This is a genomic window from Psychrobacter sp. UBA3480 (assembly GCF_002377945.1).
In the GTDB taxonomy this organism is placed as follows: domain Bacteria; phylum Pseudomonadota; class Gammaproteobacteria; order Pseudomonadales; family Moraxellaceae; genus Psychrobacter.
The window spans coordinates 360608-381234 of sequence record NZ_DFQV01000020.1 but is presented as its reverse complement, the minus strand read 5'-3'; the positions used below and the strand labels follow the sequence as shown (position 1 = coordinate 381234).

General features: G+C 42.4%; 14 protein-coding genes. 7 read left to right on the top strand and 7 right to left on the bottom strand.

From position 1 onward, the window contains the following. The first annotated feature begins 226 nt into the window (after nt 1–226). The 5 genes from B2863_RS08925 to B2863_RS08905 all read left to right on the top strand — a co-directional run bounded on the left by B2863_RS08925 (nt 227) and on the right by B2863_RS08905 (nt 6173). Nucleotides 227–1081, top strand: a complete 855-nt coding sequence (locus B2863_RS08925) for a DsbC family protein (RefSeq protein ID WP_296209463.1) — start codon at nt 227–229, stop codon at nt 1079–1081. A 403-nt stretch (nt 1082–1484) separates the two neighbouring features. Continuing rightward, complete coding sequence (locus B2863_RS08920) at nt 1485–2825, top strand: homoserine dehydrogenase (protein ID WP_296209461.1); 1341 nt, start codon at nt 1485–1487, stop codon at nt 2823–2825. A 109-nt stretch (nt 2826–2934) separates the two neighbouring features. After that, entirely contained in the window at nt 2935–4116 is a 1182-nt protein-coding gene (locus B2863_RS08915; protein WP_102090797.1) for a thiolase family protein, read from the top strand. 398 nt (nt 4117–4514) lie between these two features. Next, a complete protein-coding gene (locus B2863_RS08910; protein WP_191114655.1) occupies nt 4515–5363 on the top strand; it encodes a DUF2382 domain-containing protein in 849 nt (282 codons plus the stop codon). 243 nt (nt 5364–5606) lie between these two features. Next, nucleotides 5607–6173, top strand: a complete 567-nt coding sequence (locus B2863_RS08905; RefSeq protein ID WP_296209455.1) for a YsnF/AvaK domain-containing protein — start codon at nt 5607–5609, stop codon at nt 6171–6173. A 124-nt stretch (nt 6174–6297) separates the two neighbouring features. Here the strand turns inward: B2863_RS08905 and B2863_RS08900 are convergent, their stop codons facing one another. Together B2863_RS08900 and secA are read right to left on the bottom strand one after the other, a co-directional pair. Then, nucleotides 6298–6831, bottom strand: coding sequence for a hypothetical protein (locus B2863_RS08900; protein WP_296209452.1), 534 nt, complete (start codon nt 6829–6831; stop codon nt 6298–6300). A 241-nt stretch (nt 6832–7072) separates the two neighbouring features. After that, entirely contained in the window at nt 7073–9874 is a 2802-nt protein-coding gene (secA, locus tag B2863_RS08895) for a preprotein translocase subunit SecA (RefSeq protein ID WP_057758220.1), read from the bottom strand. Between the two features lie 454 nt (nt 9875–10328). Between secA and mutS the strand changes: the two genes are divergently transcribed. After that, nucleotides 10329–13430 carry a DNA mismatch repair protein MutS gene (gene mutS / locus B2863_RS08890; RefSeq protein WP_296209449.1) on the top strand — a complete coding sequence of 1034 codons (3102 nt, stop codon included), beginning with the start codon at nt 10329–10331 and terminating at the stop codon, nt 13428–13430. A 206-nt stretch (nt 13431–13636) separates the two neighbouring features. Next, nucleotides 13637–13960, top strand: a complete 324-nt coding sequence (gene fdxA / locus B2863_RS08885) for a ferredoxin FdxA (protein WP_101205516.1) — start codon at nt 13637–13639, stop codon at nt 13958–13960. A 111-nt stretch (nt 13961–14071) separates the two neighbouring features. On the opposite strand, the gene B2863_RS08880 is transcribed toward fdxA, so the two are convergent. From B2863_RS08880 to B2863_RS08860, 5 genes are all read right to left on the bottom strand, one after another. Next, the gene (locus B2863_RS08880; RefSeq protein ID WP_296209442.1) at nt 14072–14572 is read right to left on the bottom strand and encodes a pilin; all 501 of its coding nucleotides are present in this window, start codon (nt 14570–14572) and stop codon (nt 14072–14074) included. A gap of 267 nt (nt 14573–14839) precedes the next feature. Next, entirely contained in the window at nt 14840–15301 is a 462-nt protein-coding gene (locus B2863_RS08875; RefSeq protein ID WP_296209439.1) for a pilin, read from the bottom strand. Between the two features lie 319 nt (nt 15302–15620). Then, the gene (locus B2863_RS08870; RefSeq protein ID WP_296209436.1) at nt 15621–16070 is read right to left on the bottom strand and encodes a type IV pilin protein; all 450 of its coding nucleotides are present in this window, start codon (nt 16068–16070) and stop codon (nt 15621–15623) included. Between the two features lie 61 nt (nt 16071–16131). Beyond that, entirely contained in the window at nt 16132–16680 is a 549-nt protein-coding gene (locus B2863_RS08865) for a type IV pilin protein (protein WP_296209434.1), read from the bottom strand. Between the two features lie 12 nt (nt 16681–16692). Continuing rightward, nucleotides 16693–20586, bottom strand: a complete 3894-nt coding sequence (locus B2863_RS08860; protein WP_296209431.1) for a pilus assembly protein PilY — start codon at nt 20584–20586, stop codon at nt 16693–16695. Nucleotides 20587–20627: the final 41 nt, after the last annotated feature.

Sequence of the window (20627 nt, the reverse complement as noted above, 5' to 3'; positions counted from 1 at the left end):
AGTTGGCTTTGTTGATACTTCTTGGCAGTCTTCCGTTCGCTATTATTTGGCGTAAATATGGTAATATGAAGGCTGTTACTACCTATCTTTTATTATCAATAAGTTATAAAAACTTCTTCAATGTTAGACCTTTAAAACACTGCCAAGACACATTACTATATAGACAAGTTTATAGTGCTTTTTATAACGAACTCATGATTAGGCGCGACGCCTATAGGAAACCCGTATGCCGTTCCCCACTATCAAAAATACCACCTTGCGTAACCCTCTTTCTCGTACCGTTCTATCTCGTTTTATGATGAGTGCGCTGTTAGTTGGTATCGCTGCTGGCTGCTCAAACAATGCCGCTGATGCAACCAGCAATACCAGTGTTGTAAACGCTGCACAGACAAAATCCACTGCTACTAAGCCTTCAGCTGGTAATGATACAACCGTGGTGAAGGCGTTACAGGCGAATCTAAAGAACTCTGGTATCGAGGAAACTATCGTTTCAGCTGTACCGACAGATATGGATGGTATTTATTGGGTGACCGCTGAAGGTCTACCTTCTTTCTTTACTGATAAAGCTGGCAAGCATATTATTCAAGGTCAGATCATTGCTGTGGGTGATGCCGCTCCAGTTGATATCAGTGCCGCCCTAGTTGCTACGACAGCACAAGAAGCGCTAAAAGCCGTCGATAAAAAAGACATGGTGATTTATCCAGCAAAAGGTGAAACTAAAGCCGTCATCTATGCCTTTACCGATGCAGACTGTGGCTACTGTCGCAAACTACATTCAGAAATGGATGATATCAATGCGCGCGGTATCGAGGTTCGTTATCTGGCATGGCCACGCAGTCAAGAGTCTGTACCAAAAATGGAAGCTATCTGGTGTAGTCAGGATCGTAAAGCTGCGATGGATCAAGCAAAAATCGGTGCCAATGTACAAGCCCCTAGCTGTACTAACCCTGTACAAGAGCATATGGCTCTAGGTTCAAGACTTGGTGTGCGCGGTACGCCTGCGGTGTTTACCGAAACAGGACAACAAGTAGGTGGCTACTTACCTGCAGCAGAATTGGCACAAGCAGTAGGTGCTAACTAATCATATGAATTACCAGTATTAGTAACTAATATGAGTAATCAAGCATAAATGACATATGCATATGCCAAACAAGATTGAAGCTACTGCTTTTTTATAATCGTAAGCTGATATAACCTTGATGACGTTGTCTTTATAACATTGGCCTTTATGATATTAGCCTTTAGAACATTGGCTTTTATGAGATTGTATAGACGGCACAATGCCTTGTCGGTATGATACGATAAAGCGCGATGCAAAATGAGCAACACCCTTTTTATTTGAGCTTTTTTTATTCAACTACGATGAAGTAGATAGGCAGGTAGCACTAGACAATGCGCACAGACATTCTGTTTGATGTCGCAGACTCACTTGACACTGTCACCGCTTATACTGACTTCATTGTATTTAACCTCTTGAGGATACTGTGAGTAATTCCATCAAACTAGCGATACTTGGTCTGGGCACCGTCGGAACGGGCGTGATCAATCTGATCAATGACAATTTAAATGAGCTAAAACGCCGTAGCGGACGCGACATTATTATTACCGAAGTTGGTACGCGTCGTCAGCGTGATGATATTGATGCCAATATCATGCAAAACAGCGATCTGATGGCAATTGCCGCAAGCGACAACGTCGATATTGTTATCGAAGTGATTGGTGGTACCACCTTAGCCAAAGACGTCATTATGCAGGCCATCAAAAACGGCAAGCATGTGGTTACGGCAAACAAGGCTCTACTCGCTGAACACGGTAATGAGATTTTTGCTTTCGCTGAAGAAAACAATGTGCATGTTGCTTATGAAGCAGCGGTAGCAGGCGGTATTCCAATTATTAAGGTAATGCGTGAAGCACTTGCTGCCAACAAAATCGACTGGCTCGCGGGTATCATCAACGGTACTGGTAACTTTATCATGACTGAAATGCGTGATAAGGGCCGTCCGTTTGCCGACGTATTAAGCGAAGCACAAGAGTTGGGTTACGCAGAAGCAGATCCTACTTTTGATGTTGAAGGTATTGATGCTGCTCATAAATTGGCGCTACTTGCCTCAATAGCATTTGGTATCCCGCTACAGTTTGATAAAGTTTACTGTGAAGGTATTACTGGCATTACCCTGCAAGACGTGAACTATGCCGAAGAGCTTGGCTACCGTATCAAGCATTTAGGGTTTGCAGTACGCCGCGATAGCGAAAACGATGGTGATGCAGGGGTTGAATTACGCGTACACCCGACACTTATTCCACAAGATGCGCTATTGGCGAACGTCAATGGTGTGAAAAACGCAGTATTGGTTAACTCACATCCACTTGGGCAGACACTCTATTGCGGCGATGGCGCTGGTGCTGGTGCAACTGCTTCTGCAGTGATGGCCGATGTCATGGATTTGGTTCGTGTACTGGGTAGCAAAGACCGCGACGATCAGAGCAATACTGGACATCATGTTCCACATTTAGCATTTATTCCTGACCAGCTATCGGACACACCTATATTGCGCGCTGATCAGATGGTAACTGGATATTATTTGCGTGTGCATGCTTATGATAGCCCAGGCGTATTGGCAGATATCACGCGCATCCTAAGTGATGCTGGTATCAATATTGATGCAATCTTGCAAAAGCCTGCGCATAAAGTAGGTCAAGTGCCGGTGATTATTCTGACGCTACCTGTGGTCGAGAGTCAGATGAATCTCGCTATCGAAAAAATTGAAAAGTTAGAGACCATTACTGATAAAGTGGTACGCATACGATTAGATGAGCTAGCATAAACCACATACTGAAGAAGACAGATGCTTATAATATAAGCAAAAGCTAGCCAATCGGCATCTGGTTTCTTGGTAGATACTTAATCAAAACGCACAACAAGGAATAATAACGATGTCAAATGATGCAATTGTAATCCTAAACGGCGCACGTACACCAATGGGTGGCTTTCAAGGCGCACTAAAAGACATGAGTGCTACCGAACTGGGTGCCGCCGCTATCAAAGCTGCTGTCGAACGTTCAGGTGTTAGCGCTGACAGTGTTGATGAAGTGATCATGGGTTGTATCTTGACGGCAGGTCTGGGTCAAGGCCCTGCTCGTCAAGCCATGCGCAAAGCAGGTCTACCGGATGCGACTGGTGCTGTCACTATTAATAAGCTTTGTGGTTCAGGCTTAAAAGCAGTCATGCAAGCGCATGATGGTATCAAAGCGGGCAGCTTCAACGTCGCTGTTGCAGGTGGCATGGAGTCAATGACGAATGCACCGTATATCATGCCAGGTTCACGTGGCGGCTATCGTATGGGTCACAAAGAAGTCAAAGACCATATGTTCTTAGATGGCCTAGAAGATGCTGATACTGGTAAGCTTATGGGTATGTTTGCTCAAGAAATGGCTGATGAAAAAGGCTATACACGTGAGCAAATGGATGAGTTTGCTATTGAGTCATTGAACCGTGCGCTAACTGCGATTAAAGATAACCACTTTAAAGATGAGATCGAGCCTGTCACGTTTGCCACTCGCAAAGGCGAGCAAACTGTTGATACCGATGAGCAACCTGCCCTTGCCAACGCTGATCGCATTCCTACTTTGCGTCCAGCATTTGCTAAAGATGGTACAATCACTGCCGCAAACGCTAGCTCAATCTCGGACGGTGCTGCAGCAGTCGTCGTGATGAAAGAGTCACAAGCGAAAGCTGAAGGCCTTGATTATCAAGCTCGCATTGTTGCTACTGCCTCAAACTCACGTCACCCAAGCGAATTTACTATTGCGCCAATCGGTGCCATCGAAAAAGTATTAGCAGGTGCTGGCTGGTCAGTAGATGATGTAGATCTGTGGGAAATTAACGAAGCCTTTGCGATGGTTACTATGGCTGCGATGGACGAGTTAAAACTTGACCATGCTAAAGTAAATATCGAAGGCGGTGCATGTGCCCTTGGACATCCAGTAGGTTGTTCAGGTGCTCGTATTCTAATTACGCTTATTAACTCTCTAAAACGTACTGGTGGCAAAAAAGGCATCGCAACACTATGTATCGGTGGTGGTGAAGCGGTAGCCGTTGCTATCGAGCTTGCTTAAATAAAGCAGGTTTAACTGACTTAAAGTAAGTTAGCTGAATAATAGTTATATAGTCGTTATTTATTGAGAAACCGCATTGCTAATGGTAATGCGGTTTTTTTGTGTCTGATCTTTATCGATGAATGTTAAATATTACTCTGTGTAAAGACTCGTTAACTTCTACCCCCTCCTATGTTATGCCACTTACAGCCTATTACACGCAATTACTGCAAGCGCACACTTTGCTACCTTGCTCATATATCTCATCAAAAATCACGGTGTTAGGATAGCTACAAGTTGATAGGGAAGCTATTCATTTGGCTTACCATTAACTGTAATAAATATGGTTTTACCAAAAATTAATAACAACACTAACCATTACATTATAAAAAATAAACTCGCAAAAAAGGAATATAACAATGAGTCAACTAATCCGTTTAAAAGATATTCAAGCTACTCATCAAGATTTAATTGGTGATGACTATTATGATCCAACGCACAAAACTGCTTACGGTATCAATGAAGAGAAAATCGGTAAGATCGAAGGCGCCCTAGTCGAAGATACGACTGGCCGCATCCGTTACTTAATCGTAGACGCAGGCGGTTGGTTTAGTTCAAAAGAAGTACTAGTACCAGCAGGTCTAGCACGTATCGTTGGTGATGATGTCTTCTTTGATAGCTTGACCAAAACACAAGTAGAAGCCATGGAAGTATACGATCACGATTACCAGTACAGCTATAAAGAGCAGTACGAAAGAGATCGTCAAGCATTTACTGCCGATACACTCCCTGTAGAAGATCGCGTTGATATTGCCGATCATTCTTATGACGCACCAAATACGCTAGAGCTATTAGAAGAGCGTCTGACAGTCAACAAAGACCGTATTGTTGCTGGTCTAGTAAAAGTAGGTAAGCATGTCGTCACTGAAGAACGTAATGTCGATGTAGATTTAGAAGAAGAACATGCCAATATTCAACGTACTAGCGTAGATCGTCCAACAGACCGCCGCATCGGCGACCTCGATGCTACCGAAACAGTTGAAGTCGAACTACAAGCCGAACGTGCTCGCGTTAGCAAAGAAACCTATGTTTCTGAAGAAGTAAATGTCGGTAAAACGACCGATCACCATACTGAAACCTTAATTGAGACTATTCAACGCGAAGAGCTAGATGTTGATGGCGACGGCAACGTGGTTGACCGTGAAGGTAACTTAGTAGACCGTGATGGTATCACAGCAGAAGATGTACGCCGTGCTCGTGGCATGTAATATGCTAATATGTCATAGTTTAACGACATAAGTTTCCTATATCGTCAGTTGAACATGGTAGTAATAAGTAGCTAAGCTCATCTGTTTAGCCATTAAGATCAGAGCATGTCTCTGGTCTTTTTTGTATTCATAATATGAGCGAATGGTTTATAGTATTCAATGTAGCTAGTTAATATATGTAGTTGGCATATAACGTTTTAGATTGTTGAAAACTCATCATTTTATAATTATAAAGGAATAACAATGACTACTGAAAATGGAAACAGCCTTTACCAAGATGACTTGGATAAAGAACAAAATATCTCAACGAAGCAGACGAATAATACCGTCAATGTTGGACATTTAGAGCTATTAGAAGAACGTCCTGTGATTAACAAAGAACGCTTAGATGTGGGTAAAGTGACCGTTACCAAGCATTCACGCACTAAAACTGTCGAAGTGCCAATTGAGTTGGTAGAAGAATATATCACCATTCGTACTGAGTACCATGACGCGGAGAGCCAAGATTTACTCTCTGGTAACTATGATGAGAAAGACATATTGCGCCACGTCGAGCCTTCTTTGGATAGCAAAGCTGTAGTAACTATTAATGGTAAACAAATAGAGATTGGCGATGCACCGATTGATATTGTGCTATCTCGCCAAGTGGCTACCATTACCAAAGATACCTACGCTATCCAAGACATCGAAATCAATAAGAGCACTCATGTACATACTGACAGCATTCAAGTAGAGCTCAGACATGAAGAGTTAGATGTGACTGAAGAAGGTCTATTAGCTCATGATTCTGATACGACTAAGTTGAAATAAGCGCTTATAGTTTAACCACTACGAGCTTGTATGATTGATCAAGATTATTTCACAACATAAAGAAGCAACGCTATCTTAGCGTTGCTTTTTTAATGCTTATCACTTACTAAGTATTGAAGACCAACTATGAGGCTTCATTACACTCGAATGTATTAACATTTGACTCATCTGCACCCGCAGTACGCATGACGCCAGTTTTACGAGCTTCGTGCCCTACGCGCCACTGTGTGAAGCCTTGACCACCATCAATTGCGGTCGCCACTTCAAACACTTCAGGATTACTACCTTCATTGGTCTGGTTCAACGTTACTGTACCCATGTCGGTTGCGACAACAACTTGATTAGCATCTTCTTTATAAGTCGCCTCAACTTTTAGTTCAGGTGTACATAGATACGACATCTGCTTGACGGCGCTATTTACTGAAGCAGTAGTATCACCTTCTACTTCGTTAAGCGAAGCGTCTTCGGTATCGACGACGACATCACTAGGTTCAGCAGGCTCCGCTGACATTGGAACGGACTCTTCTGTATTAGCACCTTCTTCCATTCCCGTCTCTGGCTCTGACTGTTGCTGACAAGCACTAACCGTCAAGGCGCCAGCCAACAAACTTGTTAAAACTACTGAGCTGCGTACTTTTTTTAAGAATTCTACACTCATGACACTCTCCCAAATAAATATGTTAAACACTATAGCGTGTCCATAAATTCACGCCTATGCTGAATTTGTAAGTAATCAATACAAAGTGTTTGTTGGACTTAGTCTAGCAAGTTTTAAGTTTGCATAAGTTATCTAACAGATATGAAAAAGCCCCTATCTACTTAAGATAAGGGCTTTTTTAGGTAAGAGCTTGCTTTAATAGCAGTTCAGTAAATAGCTAATGACTTGCTATGACTAACGACTAGATTTTACCATGACACTGCTTGTACTTAAGACCTGAGCCACAAGGGCAAGCTGCATTACGACTGATATTCATACCTGCATATGGGTTTGGTTCATTAGCATTACTACCGTTACCTGCTATAGCAGCACCAACGCCAGCTGCGGCAGCACCGCTGTTTAGATTGCGGCTTTGTGGTTGCGGCTGAGCAGCTGAACCACTTGCATTGCTATCCAAGTTATCTACATCGTCATGCTCGAACTGCATTTGCATATGGGCAGCGTTCTCACGTTGCTGGATTTCTAATGCTTCCAGTTCTTCCTTGGTTGGGATATGCACACGTGACAAGTCTTGTACGGTCTCAGACTTAATCGCACCAAGCATCATCTGGAACAATTCAAACGACTCACGCTTGTATTCCTGCTCAGGGTTCTTCTGTGCATAACCACGTAAATGAATCCCTTTACGTAGCTGATCCATTTGCGTTAAGTGCTCTTTCCAATGCTTATCTAGACTCTGTAGCATGAAATGACGCTCAAGCTGAGCGGCATCCTTTTCACCCATCTGCTCACGGCGACTATGATAACGATCTATCGCTGTTTGAACGATTTTCTCACGCAGCCCTTCTTCATCCAGACGACGATCTTCATCCAACCAATCGTTAATCGGCATCGAGATTTTGAACTCGTCTTCTAACTCGTCTTCTAAGCCGTCAATATTCCATTGATCATCAATAGAGCCAGGCGGAATAAACTGATTGATCATCGCGTTATATACTTCATGATGCATCACTTCGATGGCTTCTAATAAATCCATCTCTGCTAATAAATCATCACGCTGACCATAGATAACTTTACGCTGCTCATTGGCAACATCATCATATTTCAGTAAGTTTTTACGAGCATCAAAATCGCGACTCTCAACTTTACCTTGGGCGTTTTCGATCGATTTAGAGACCATTTTATGTTCGATGGCTTCATCTTCTTTGAGGCCCATCGCACGCATCATATTGACCACGCGATCACCTGCGAAGATACGCATCAGATCATCTTCAAGCGATAAGAAAAAGCGTGACATACCAGGGTCACCCTGACGACCAGCACGACCACGTAACTGGTTATCGATACGGCGTGACTCATGGCGCTCAGAGCCGATGATATGTAAACCACCAGCTGCTACAACTTGGTCATGTTTGACTTGCCATTGAGATTTTAGACGCTGCATCTCTTCTGGACTCACCGCATCAATATCTTCGATAAACGACTGCCAGTTACCACCAAGGATAATATCCGTACCACGGCCTGCCATGTTGGTTGCGATCGTGACTGATTTTGGGCTACCTGCCTGTGCAATAATTTCTGCTTCACGCTCGTGCTGCTTAGCGTTTAGAACGTTATGCTTAACGCCTTCTTGGTCAAGCAAGTAAGACAACTCTTCACTAGCCTCAATCGTCGCTGTACCAACCAGTACTGGCGCGCCCTTGGCTTGAATTTCTTTAATTTCGCGAATGATACCTTTGTATTTGCCTAACTTAGTTAAGAAAATCTGGTCATCCATATCGATACGAGCAATCGGCTCATGCGTTGGAATCACGATGACATCTAGATCGTAAGTAGATTTGAATTCTGCCGCTTCGGTATCAGCGGTACCCGTCATACCAGACAATTTGTCATATAGACGGAAGTAGTTCTGGAATGTCGTGGTTGCAAGCGTTTGGTTCTCTGCTTGGATCTCAACGTTTTCTTTCGCTTCTACTGCTTGATGCAAGCCTTCTGACCAGCGACGACCCGGCATGGTACGGCCTGTATTTTCATCAACGATGACCACTTCGCCTTCATCGACGATATAGTGAACGTTTTTGACAAACACGTGATGCGCACGGATGGCAGCTTGAACGTGAGCCAAAAGTGGCAAACGACTTGGGCTATATAAGCTTTCGTTTTCACCCAGCTCACCCACTTCGATTAAGAAGCGCTCGATTTTTTCGTAGCCTTTTTCGCTGATCTCAATTTGGCGATTCTTTTCATCGATCCAGAAGTCTTCTTCTTCGTTATTCTTGTTTGCTTCTTCGTCTTTTGAACGAATCAGCACAGGAATAATCGTATTAATCAACGCGTACATGCGTGAAGAATCTTCAGCTTGACCCGAAATAATAAGCGGCGTACGAGCCTCATCAATCAAGATCGAATCAATTTCATCGATAATACAAAAGTTTAGCGGGCGCTGTTTTTTCTCAGCAAGACTAAAGACCATGTTATCGCGCAGATAATCAAAACCGTATTCGTTATTGGTACCATAGGTAATGTCGGCTTGATAAGCTTCGATTTTTTCTTGTGGTGGCTGCTGTGAGTAAATCACACCAACAGTCATACCCAAAAACCCAAACAACGGACGGTTTAGCTCAGCATCGCGTGCGGCCAAATAATCATTGACCGTGACCAGATGAACCCCTTTGCCGCTGATCGCATTTAAGTACATGGCCAAGGTTCCCATTAGGGTTTTACCTTCACCAGTTTTCATCTCAGCGATTTTGCCTTCGTGCAAGGTGATACCACCGATCAGCTGCACGTCATAGTGACGCATGCCATTGACACGCAATGATGCTTCGCGGCAGACAGCAAACGCCTCTGGCAATAATGCATCTAAGCTTTCGCCTTTTTGATGTCTGGCTTTAAATTCTTCAGTTTTTTGTTGTAGTTGCTCATCAGACAGGGCTTGTATTTCAGCCTCTCGTGCGTTGATCTTGCTGACCACTTTACGCATGCGTTTTAATTCGCGGTCATTTTTAGTGCCAACCACACTGCCTATAATCTTTGATAACATAATTTTTTGACCTATGGAATATTCGATAATTAGTGCGCATTAGCCAAAGCTTAGCTCTCTGCCTTGTCATCACCCGACTAAGTACTACCTAATTTAGTATCGCCCAATTAAGTGTGCCGTCATTATATATGGTTATGACGCTGATGGATACAAGGGCAGCGAGTAGATATTTGCCACAGTAAAAACCTAGTAGGACGTGTTAAAATAGCGAATACCTTCTTAAATTTCTTAGCTTTTTTAGCGACTTTATTATTTTTCACATTTTGATTTTTATACGTTTGCTACCACTGCATCTTGGCTCAAAATTTGTCGTGGAACCATTTATCTATAAGTAACTGGCATATTGATAAAGCCAAAGCTATATATCAAACTCATATATAAGACAAATGACCCTTTAGTATCTCTATCACAAAATACTCATTACAACCCATTAAAGTACTATAAGAGACTCTGCATGACCGTAAAGCCATCTGGACAAAATCAGTCGTCAAATCCTACTTCATCAGAAAAACCATTACCAAAACAAGAGACCTCTGACTGCTTAAATATAGGCGATGCCGTCTATAACCTAGCAGACCATACACCGATGATGGTCCAATATCTAACCATGAAAGCCAACTATCCACAAGCATTGCTCTTGTACCGGATGGGTGATTTCTATGAGCTGTTCTTTGATGATGCTAAGCGAGCGGCGCAAATACTAGATATCACACTGACGCGCCGTGGTACGGATAAAGCAGGCAACACGATAGCCATGGCGGGTGTACCCTTCCATGCAGCCGATAGCTATATGGCACGCTTGATTGCGGCTGGGCAGACAGTGGTCGTATGCGAACAAATTGACGAATCGACAACTGGTAACGCTGATAATAAGTCCAATGTCCCTGCGATGGGCGACAAGCAAAAGAAAGATAAAAGCAAATCTGCCGCTGGTAGCATCATGCGCCGCGAAGTGGTTAAAACGCTTACCGCAGGTACTATTACTGATGACGCATTGATTGCACCTAATCATACGCCGACTGTGGTCGCCATCGATATTGCAGCTATGAAAACGCAAGACAATAGCCAGACGTTACAAGCAGCCGTTAGTCAGATGGATTTGGCCGCGGGTACACTGACTACCCAGACACTAATAGCAGATAAAAACGATATAGATGGTCTGCAAACTCAAATGCTGACTGTATTGGCGCGTTTTGCGCCTAGTGAATGCATCATTAGTGAAGCGCTCAGCGATAGTATTGGCGATACTGACGCAGAGTGGCTACTATGGTTACGACAAAATTTGGACTGCCCTATTATAGAAGTCGCTGCCAACGATTTTCATCGCGAGCATGCCAGCGACACCCTTTGCCAACAGTTTGAAGTTCAACGCCTTGATGGATTAGGTATTGCTGAGGCTCCACTTGCGCAAACCAGCTGTGCTGCGCTTATCCACTATGCGCGCCAAACCCAGCAGCGCCACGTGCCTCAAGTCAACCAACTCATCGTCGAGTATAGTGATGACTACCTAATTATCGATGCCAATAGCCAGCAAAACCTTGAGCTATTTACCCCTGTTAGTAGCAATGGTACTTCTTTGATATCTGTGCTGAATCACTGTCAGACTCCGATGGGCAAGCGTTTACTCGTGCAGCAAATGAAGCGCCCACTTCGTCAACATTCACGTATCAATATGCGTTTGGACGCGATAGCATCTCTATTGAATACAGAACATGCACCAAACAATCTTGAGCAAACATTAGCAAATAGCGTAACCAAGAATACACTGGTCACGAGCATACGCGAGACGCTACATGCCATCGGTGATGTTGAGCGCATTAGTAGTCGCATCGGTCTGATGAGCGCTAAGCCCCGCGACTTGCGTAAACTTGCCGAGGGTATCGCTAGTAGCGCACAGCTGACTACTCTATTGACAACATCGGGTATCAGTCATGAAGACGCTGGCCTGCTACCAATGCTAATGCAGCAATTGCCAGATCAACTACCTGCTGTTCAATCCGTCGCCGAATTAATCGAGCGCGCTATTGTCATTGAACCACCTGCGCATATCCGCGATGGAGGAATGCTAGCGGCGGGCTACGATGAAGAGCTTGATCGTCTTACCCACTTGCATGACAATATTCAATCGACGCTAGACGAAATGTTAGAGCGTACCCGTCAAGACAATCAATTACCTAGTCTAAAAGTCGGCTTTAATAAAGTTAGCGGCTTCTATTTTGAATTGCCCAAAATGCAGGCAAAGAATGCCCCTGCCCACTTTATCCGTCGACAAACGCTTAAAAGTAGCGAGCGCTTTATCACTGATGAGCTAAAGGAAGTTGAGACAGAATATCTAAGTGCCCAGTCCTTAGCATTAGCTCGTGAAAAGCAGCTGTATCAAGAGCTGCTCACTCAATTAAACCAACACTTGGCTGACCTACAACAGCTTAGCGCGGCTATCGCCCAATTAGATGTGCTAAGCAATTGGGCCCAGCTTGCCATGACGTATAACTGGCAGCGCCCAATCATGGGGCTACATACAAAAGACCAAAGCGAATCGGTGGCCAAAAATCAAACCAACATTGATATTCGTCAAGGTCGTCATGTTGTGGTTGAAGCAGCATTGAATCAAACCAACGCCAACAGCAGGAACGGTAATTCACTAAGTACAAACCACTTTGTCGCCAATGACTGTGCACTAGGTAGTGATGGGTATCCTGAAAGGCTGCTTCTTATTACTGGCCCTAATATGGGTGGTAAATCGACCTATATGCGCCAGACCGCCCTGATTGTACTGCTCGCGCATTGCGGCAGCTTTGTGCCAGCAGCTAGTGCTCATATTGGTGACATTGATCGTATCTTTACGCGTATTGGTTCAGCTGATGACTTGGCAGGTGGCAAATCGACCTTTATGGTAGAGATGATCGAGACAGCCAATATCTTAAATCAAGCAACCAATAAATCACTGGTATTAATGGACGAAGTCGGCCGCGGTACTGCCACCACTGATGGTTTGGCCATTGCCCATGCCTGTGTCAATCACCTAGTCGAAATTGGTTGCCTGACATTATTTGCCACTCACTATTTTGAGCTGACCCAATTAACGAATGGTACTGGCAAGCATCATGCTGATATCCGTAACGTTCATGTAGCAGCCAGCGAAGTTGATGGTCAGTTATTGCTATTGCATCAAATTAAAGATGGCGCAGCGAGTTCTAGCTTTGGGCTACATGTCGCAAAAATGGCTGGTATTCCCACCCAAGTGCTAGAGGATGCTAAGCGCTATCTAGCAGACAACTTACAGTTAGACCATTTAGCCGTAGATAAAGCAAAAACTGTTGATGATAAAAATGAATTAGCTAAGTCAGTAAAGGATAAACGGGAAGATAGTTATAATGATGCTACTCTCAATCAAGAAGTGAGTCATACTACTCAAGCGGCAGACACATTGAACAATCCAAAACAAAATCAGCTATTTAGCTTGCAAGATGAGCTGAGCATAATTGACCCTGATAGCCTGACACCTAAGCAAGCGCATGATTTACTTTATCATCTGAAGAAAATCATTAGTCATTAAAGGGAATTGTCAAAGTGTACTAAAGGCGCTAAAATACGCTTTATTTTCCAACTATTCTATGTAGCCCTTATAGTTGATTTAATTTAGAAGAATTACAATGCAGCTGAGCGCAGAGGTATAAATAATACTTCAAGCAAGGTTGACACAGTAACTCTTTTAAAAGGAATTGACTATATCAGCCAATCCAATAACAGGTAGACCTCACTATGACCTTTGTCGTTACAGATAACTGCATTCTTTGCAAATACACCGACTGTGTAGAAGTCTGTCCTGTGGACTGCTTTTATGAAGGCCCAAACTTCCTAGTCATCGATCCTGATGAGTGCATCGACTGCGCGCTATGCGAGCCTGAATGTCCGGCCAATGCGATCTTCTCAGAAGATGAAGTACCGAAAGACCAAGAGATGTTTACTCAGCTAAATGAAGAGCTGGCACAAAAATGGCCAAACATCACTGAGATGAAAGGGCAAATGCCAGAAGCTGAAAAGTGGGACGGCGTAGAAGGTAAGATTCAATATTTAGAAAGGTAATCCTCATCTTAAATTACCTATATATTGTACCAATAAAAAACCACCTAATAGCGATATGCTGTTAGGTGGTTTTCTTTGCTTTGAAGATAAATATTATACTAGCCAAACACACTATAGATTAGCATTGTGGCTACAGGAATTAGGTAGATATATTGCTTCTATATTACTACTACAACTCCATGAGCCTGTACTAGTGCGAAGCCATTTTACTTTTTTTCTAGCTAGTTTTGGATTCACCTGTGTCGATATAGTGGCAATAATACTAGAAGACGGTGTCAGCGGGTTGCTAAGTTGAGCAATACCAATATTATTAGGCAATACCACACCCACTTGCGAGCTACCCATTATAAGGTTAGAACCGGATGCTCGCGGATCACATTCACTTGTACTTAAACCAATTATTGTCCTACCCGTCTGTATACACTCTTCCACCGTCAGACGCAGTTGTCCCAACTCATTGACCACTCGTGTGGCCTGAGTTTTACCTATGTAAATTTGATACTGTGGTATTGCAATGGCTCCTAATACGCCAATGATGGCCACGACTATCATCAGTTCAATCAAGGTAAACCCAAACTGATCTACTGTGTGACGATTTTTAGTAAATAACATAGTAGTAGCCAGATTTATAGTAGTATCTCTACAGGTGCACAGTTTATGCCATTATCTCTTAATTCATATAAAACATCCTGTTAAAATGTCTAGCTAATTTAACAGGATGTTTTATAAAGACATTATTATTCACTTACCCATCATTACAGTAGATGGTAAACTACTGATCGTATGACCATTAAAATTAAGCCACAAAAAAGCCAAGCAATAGGCTTGGCTTTCTTGTAACTGTCTAAATTAGAAGAGCTCTAAGATAGAAAATAACTATTATGGGCAACCTGCTGCTGCATATTTATCATCACCATCAAACGCACAAGTCCAAGTACCCAAATCACTACGTGACCAAACAACTGTAGTCGCCGCATCTGTTAATGCTGCCGATGCTGAACCAGCGAAAGTACCTTCAATCGTACCGTCAGACGTAAGTACAGTGGCGTTTGTTACAGCAACTGCAGGCGGGTTTGTTGCATCGGTAACTGCTGGTTCAGATAAATCGAAAAGATTTGAACCAGTGAAACCAAGGTCACAAGCGTTAGCAGCTGTTTTGCCATCGTTTAAACAAGTTTCATAAGCAGTTTTTAATGCGCCAGTTTCAGCTACAACACGACTAACTTGTGACTTAGCGATATAGTTCTGATACTGAGGAATAGCGATCGCAGCTAGAATACCGATAATAGCAACAACGATCATTAGTTCGATTAAGGTAAAACCTTTTTGAGCAGTGTTCATAAACATTCCTTATTGGAGTAGTACGAAGACAGATTCCTGATAGTCATCAAAATTTATCTGTCGATGATATAGCAAAATTGTTTCTTACTAATAGTGTTGCATGTTATGTGCCAAATTAACAGATAAGGCTATTAGTATAGATTTTTGATTGAGAAACAATGAAATTTGCTATAAGAAAATGACAATCGCTGTCTTATGTACTTAAATTGTCCAACAATGTTACGCTTAAGCTGCTAAAAATTGTCAGTTTGACACTATGAGTAATAAAAAGTAAGAAAGGCTGACGATTTTTGTCAGCCTTTCTTATTTCAGTGACTATTTATTTATTCCAGTCGTCTCCAGTACTACAGACGCTACCCTTGCACTTAATACCCTGATAATTAAAAGTTAAGGTGCCATCGCTACTCATCTGAGTATTAGCTTTAGGCACTGCAGTAATTACCCATTTGGCAGTTAATGGATTCGGCGTGATGGCAACAGCATAAAGGGCTGTGCCTTGCTTAGGATAATCACCACCTAACCCTGTAAGAAGGGCATTACTATAAGCACCCTGTGCCAATTTGCGACTTTGAATTTCAGAAGCAATATTGTACATCTCACTCATCATATCAGTACGTTTGGTTTTAATAACGTATCTTTGATAATTAGGATATGCAATGGCTGCAAGCACACCTATGATAGCTACTACTATCATTATTTCAATGAGAGTAAAGCCTTTAATATTATTACGTCTATTGCTCAATTTAACGTTGTTTATATTTGTGATCATAGTATTTGCTTTCTTATCGCCGTCATGATGCATGAAACTATTAGTTAGTTTTTTGATAGGACTACCAACTTTCTTGACCAGTACCACAATTGGTAGATGCTGCAGTAATAGTTCTATCTTTGCTCTTGCATTGTGTGCCAGTGCTACTGGTCATAATAACGCTAGCATGTTCAGTAATACCCGTACTCTTGGGTGTAGCTACCATACGCCATGAACTACCCGCTGTAGAGTAGCTATTCACTGCGGGTGCTAGCGTATTACCTGTGTTGCCATCCACTAAAGTAATCAAGTAGCTGTAGTTTGTATTATTACTACCTCTCGGGACATAGATAGTCTTGTTATCAGTTGCGTCATAGCCATAACTTATATCACCATTACTTGCGAGCTTTCTAGGTACAAAGCCTTTATAAGTTAAAGCGCTAGCTCGCCAACGATTAAGCTCTATTGCCAATTGCTGCATAGTTGCTTGGGCTTGTGACTCAGCGTTTCTCACAGCGTACTGTCTATAAGAAGGTATCGCAATCGCTGCCAAAATAGCAACGATAAAAACGACAACCATAAGCTCAATAAGTGTAAATCCTGTCTGATTTTTGAGCATTTGTCTGTTCATAAGTTCGCCCTATTAGTCTACTTCATACCACGTTTTTGGTTGTAGAATGAAACGCTCATGAAATATCAATTCGGGCGCTGTACCGTTACCCAATATCTGATCAGCATTCGTCAGACCTTGTGCTTCATCTATTAAGCTATTACCACTCTTATTGCTATCAGAACCAAAACTTACTCTGTCAGTCTGGCGCTCTGCTAATGTCTGTGTACCGATAAGTAGACGTTGGTTTGTAAGCGTTGAACTACGTGGGCCTAGAGTTAGCTCCTGAATTCCCTGTCCTGCTCTAACGAATCCACCAGTACCGTTCTTAGAAGTATCATCTAAACAGATACCATAAGGTAGACAATACAACTGTCGCTCTGATCCACCTACAATTTTAGCAGTGCATGAATCTGTAGGACCGTAACTCATATCTGGGTTATAGACTGTGGTGTACAAGAAGTTGTCGATAACTTCAGACTTACCAATACCTTTTGTATATCTGACATTGTCGTAGCCATCGAAGCGTGTTAATGGATAGTACCAGCCTCGCTGAACACCTGATTGCATTGTACTAATGACATTATTCTTTTGGGCTAAACTATAGCCAGCTGTTGACCCAGTTCCTATCGCCGTCGGTAACTGAACCAAATTGCTGTCCGCTAGATCAACGACTTTTTGACCATTAATGTTACTAGCTGTCGTAAAGTTGCTAGCATAAAATACTTCATTGGCTTTGGTAACATCGCTATCTATAATTCCATAAAGTCGATCCGCATATGCAGTGGTATTACGTATTTTAGATAATGGTGAGCTGCGATCGCCTGAAATCACGTTGACCAGTGCAAATAATGTATTTGTGGTTGAATTACGGTAGAAGCTAACTACTGGACGTTCATAAAAACGATAAGCATACTTTTGACTTACCGTTGTCGCATGAGTGCTTTTAAGCACGCGTGTTACTCGAGTATTACTAAATTTTGATTCAGGAGATGCTGTGCCTGATGTTACTGGCTTGACGAAACCAGCATTGGTAAAGTCCGCACGAAACACCTGACCACCCAAATCTGCAAAGTAGATATGGTCCATAAAACCGTCATTATCACGATCCAAAGTCGTAACACCACCAACAATACTGTTCTTCATGTCCGTAACTGTTTTAGTAGCCCCACTATCACTAGATGCCGACCATATTAATGCGCCATCTTTTGCGTTGATAATGTAGACCGCGTTACCTTTAGCTGAGGTTTTTGCAGAACAGCCACCTAACAACGAATCTACGATACCAACCTGAAAGCTTTCATTCTCATAACATGTATCATAACCACCACCAAATACTAGAACATCAGTCCCTGTATCTGAGCTACTGGTTTTAATTTTTGCTTTGGTCGGTTTTGCCCATATTTGCCCCATGCGGCTAAATCCTGCAGTCGAAGGCGTAATAGAGAACAACATCTTTGGACTGTCTATATTGCCAAGATCTATGCCATAAAAAGCCTCGCCCCCCATTCTTAAGCCGCCATAAGCAAATACACCTTTGTTACCACTAGTATCGATAGATACTCGTTTATTTGGAAAATCATACTGATAATCTGTATTGACTAACCATGGTGCATCAATACCAAAATTTGGCGTTCCAATCTCAGTTTTGGTACTATCCTTTATGAGCGCATCTGACTGGCTAGTATTTCTCAGCATCTCTCTCGGAATAATGACGAATCTTTCCTTTCCGCCATCACCAGCATTACTATAGTTGTCGGCATTGACAAGGTGCAATCCGCCTTCAGTAGATCCAAATAATATATAATCGTCACGTTGGTCGGTAACTTTACCATCAGCATCTAGTGTTGCAGAATAAGACACAGATGCTGGTGTAGAGTGCAATGTCGCACCAACAACTTTGATTGCTTTCGAAGCATTTGCAGTACTCAGTGTCATGTCCTTAACTGCTGTAGCTGTACTTGGAAGAACATCAAAGCCTAAAAAGTTCAATAGCTTTCTCAAAGAAGTCTCAGAGTAAGTGCCTGTATCATTGAACTTATTAGTACTAGAAAGTGGAGCATTATCTAGTGTTACTTTTCCAGCACTGTTTACACCGAATTTCCTCAACATAGTGGTTTGGTTTGTAGCACTCTTCCAGTCCTCTACATATAACGTCCTGACTGAAGATACACCTGTATCTGGTGTTTTTAGTTGCGCATAGAATCCACCAGATTCCACTTTATCGTTTGCATTGGTATAGTCTTTGTCAGACCATAAATCTTGTGTCGTTTTGTTCAACTCCCCTGCTGTATTTTTGAACAGCTTTGCACTATTTTTACCGTATAGTGTTCCTTCATTCAAATTGTATTTTTTCATATTACCTTCCCAAATCACTGAGTTCTCAGCAACTTTAGGCTGTAGGGTTGGGTAATAAGCAATAGCAAGTTGGCTATCAGCACGGTAAGGATCGTTAGGAACGATGATAGTACCTGAAGGTGTAGAAGGTAATGTTTGATTAAGGTCGCTAACAAAGGTTGTAATACTATTAACAATATCCTCTGTGGATTGTGCTGAATAGAAACCACCTTCACCAAACCCACCTACATTGGGTAACGATGGGTGTGACTTTGCTCCCCAGTTGCAAGCATTTTTTGCATCAACGCCTGTAATTTTTTCACAGTTGTAAAAATCACTTGTTTTCTGCGTGCCTTTGGAATCTACGTACGAAAGCCTACGAATTACCCTTTCTGTTTCAGGCAAGGCTGCATCAGCTACTCGGTCAACGTCGAAACTTGAACCAAACCCAACCACAGCTGTTAAAATTTCACCATTTGCCCCTAATGGATTGAGAGCTGGATTACGCAACGCTTTAGCAAATGCTCCTACTTCAGGCATACCATTGTTATTTTCACTACCGCTTGGTAACGCTCCTGAAGATGGCACACTGAAAGTATTTCCTGTAACGTTCAGTGCTGACCTCATAAGGGTAGTAGGAGAAGGTGCACTATTTGGATTACCATCTGTTAAGAAGTATATTCCTCTTCCATCACAGCTAGCACTAGTAGTAGACGACAATGGGCTAATATAATTATTACCACTCTTAGAAGATGACACAGAGTCACTAAAACCACTATAGGAAGAGTTAGAGGTATTGGTACCCAACATATAAGCGCCAGCCTCAGCATAAGCATTGGCTGTTGGCGTACCATTTTCACCATTCAAGCCTGCTACTGCTACTTTAATAGCAGTACGCTGTGCTGGGGTAATTAATGCTGCTGGCACAAGGATTTTTCCACTCCTACCATCACCACCTTTATACTGGTTGTTACTATTACTCTGTGTAGAAAACTGACCAATACCGATAGCAACCTTTGTAGAATCTAACTGAGTACTGTCCATCAAGGTAAATATGGCATCTTTAAGACGTGTTAAGCGATCATAAACTTTATCAAATTTGTAAAAATAAATATTACCACTACCAGAGGTTATAGAGCTAAACCCACTTCCTGTTGGGGGAGAAATCGCTGTACCGCAATCTGCAAAACCGTAACCAACAGATCCAGACCCATCGCTAGCACCACATCGGTACCATTGACCCACTGGAGAATAACGATAAAAGTACTTTCTAGTCTCACAATAGTTTTTAGGATATGTAGGTACAGTCGTAGATACCTCAGAACCCTTAGTATAAGAAACTCCTGAAGGTAAATCACAAGCATAACTCACTTGGTTGATACTCATACTACCTGAGGTATCCAACATCATGGTAATAGTAGTTTTACCACCTTCAGCCGCTTTATAAATCTCTAAGTCGCCAATTTGTTTATTTGCGACATCCGCTTGTGATATTGGCATCGCAACCATTGATGCCATTACAACGACTAAATATTTCAGTGGTAACGTACGTTTTTCCGTGTTTTTTGATACGTTGTCAAGTCGTTTCATGACATCTATCCTTTATGAAATTAGCGTAATTAATAAGCAGA

Excerpts from the sequence above, each read along its gene's own strand:
- B2863_RS08865 (WP_296209434.1), bottom strand. The coding sequence starts at position 16,680 with ATGAACAGACAAATGCTCAAAAATCAGACAGGATTTACACTTATTGAG.
- mutS (WP_296209449.1), top strand. The coding sequence starts at position 10,329 with ATGACCGTAAAGCCATCTGGACAAAATCAGTCGTCAAATCCTACTTCA.
- B2863_RS08870 (WP_296209436.1), bottom strand. The coding sequence starts at position 16,070 with ATGATCACAAATATAAACAACGTTAAATTGAGCAATAGACGTAATAAT.
- B2863_RS08915 (WP_102090797.1), top strand. The coding sequence starts at position 2,935 with ATGTCAAATGATGCAATTGTAATCCTAAACGGCGCACGTACACCAATG.
- fdxA (WP_101205516.1), top strand. The coding sequence starts at position 13,637 with ATGACCTTTGTCGTTACAGATAACTGCATTCTTTGCAAATACACCGAC.
- B2863_RS08860 (WP_296209431.1), bottom strand. The coding sequence starts at position 20,586 with ATGAAACGACTTGACAACGTATCAAAAAACACGGAAAAACGTACGTTA.
- B2863_RS08880 (WP_296209442.1), bottom strand. The coding sequence starts at position 14,572 with ATGTTATTTACTAAAAATCGTCACACAGTAGATCAGTTTGGGTTTACC.
- B2863_RS08910 (WP_191114655.1), top strand. The coding sequence starts at position 4,515 with ATGAGTCAACTAATCCGTTTAAAAGATATTCAAGCTACTCATCAAGAT.
- B2863_RS08875 (WP_296209439.1), bottom strand. The coding sequence starts at position 15,301 with ATGAACACTGCTCAAAAAGGTTTTACCTTAATCGAACTAATGATCGTT.
- B2863_RS08900 (WP_296209452.1), bottom strand. The coding sequence starts at position 6,831 with ATGAGTGTAGAATTCTTAAAAAAAGTACGCAGCTCAGTAGTTTTAACA.
- secA (WP_057758220.1), bottom strand. The coding sequence starts at position 9,874 with ATGTTATCAAAGATTATAGGCAGTGTGGTTGGCACTAAAAATGACCGC.
- B2863_RS08925 (WP_296209463.1), top strand. The coding sequence starts at position 227 with ATGCCGTTCCCCACTATCAAAAATACCACCTTGCGTAACCCTCTTTCT.
- B2863_RS08905 (WP_296209455.1), top strand. The coding sequence starts at position 5,607 with ATGACTACTGAAAATGGAAACAGCCTTTACCAAGATGACTTGGATAAA.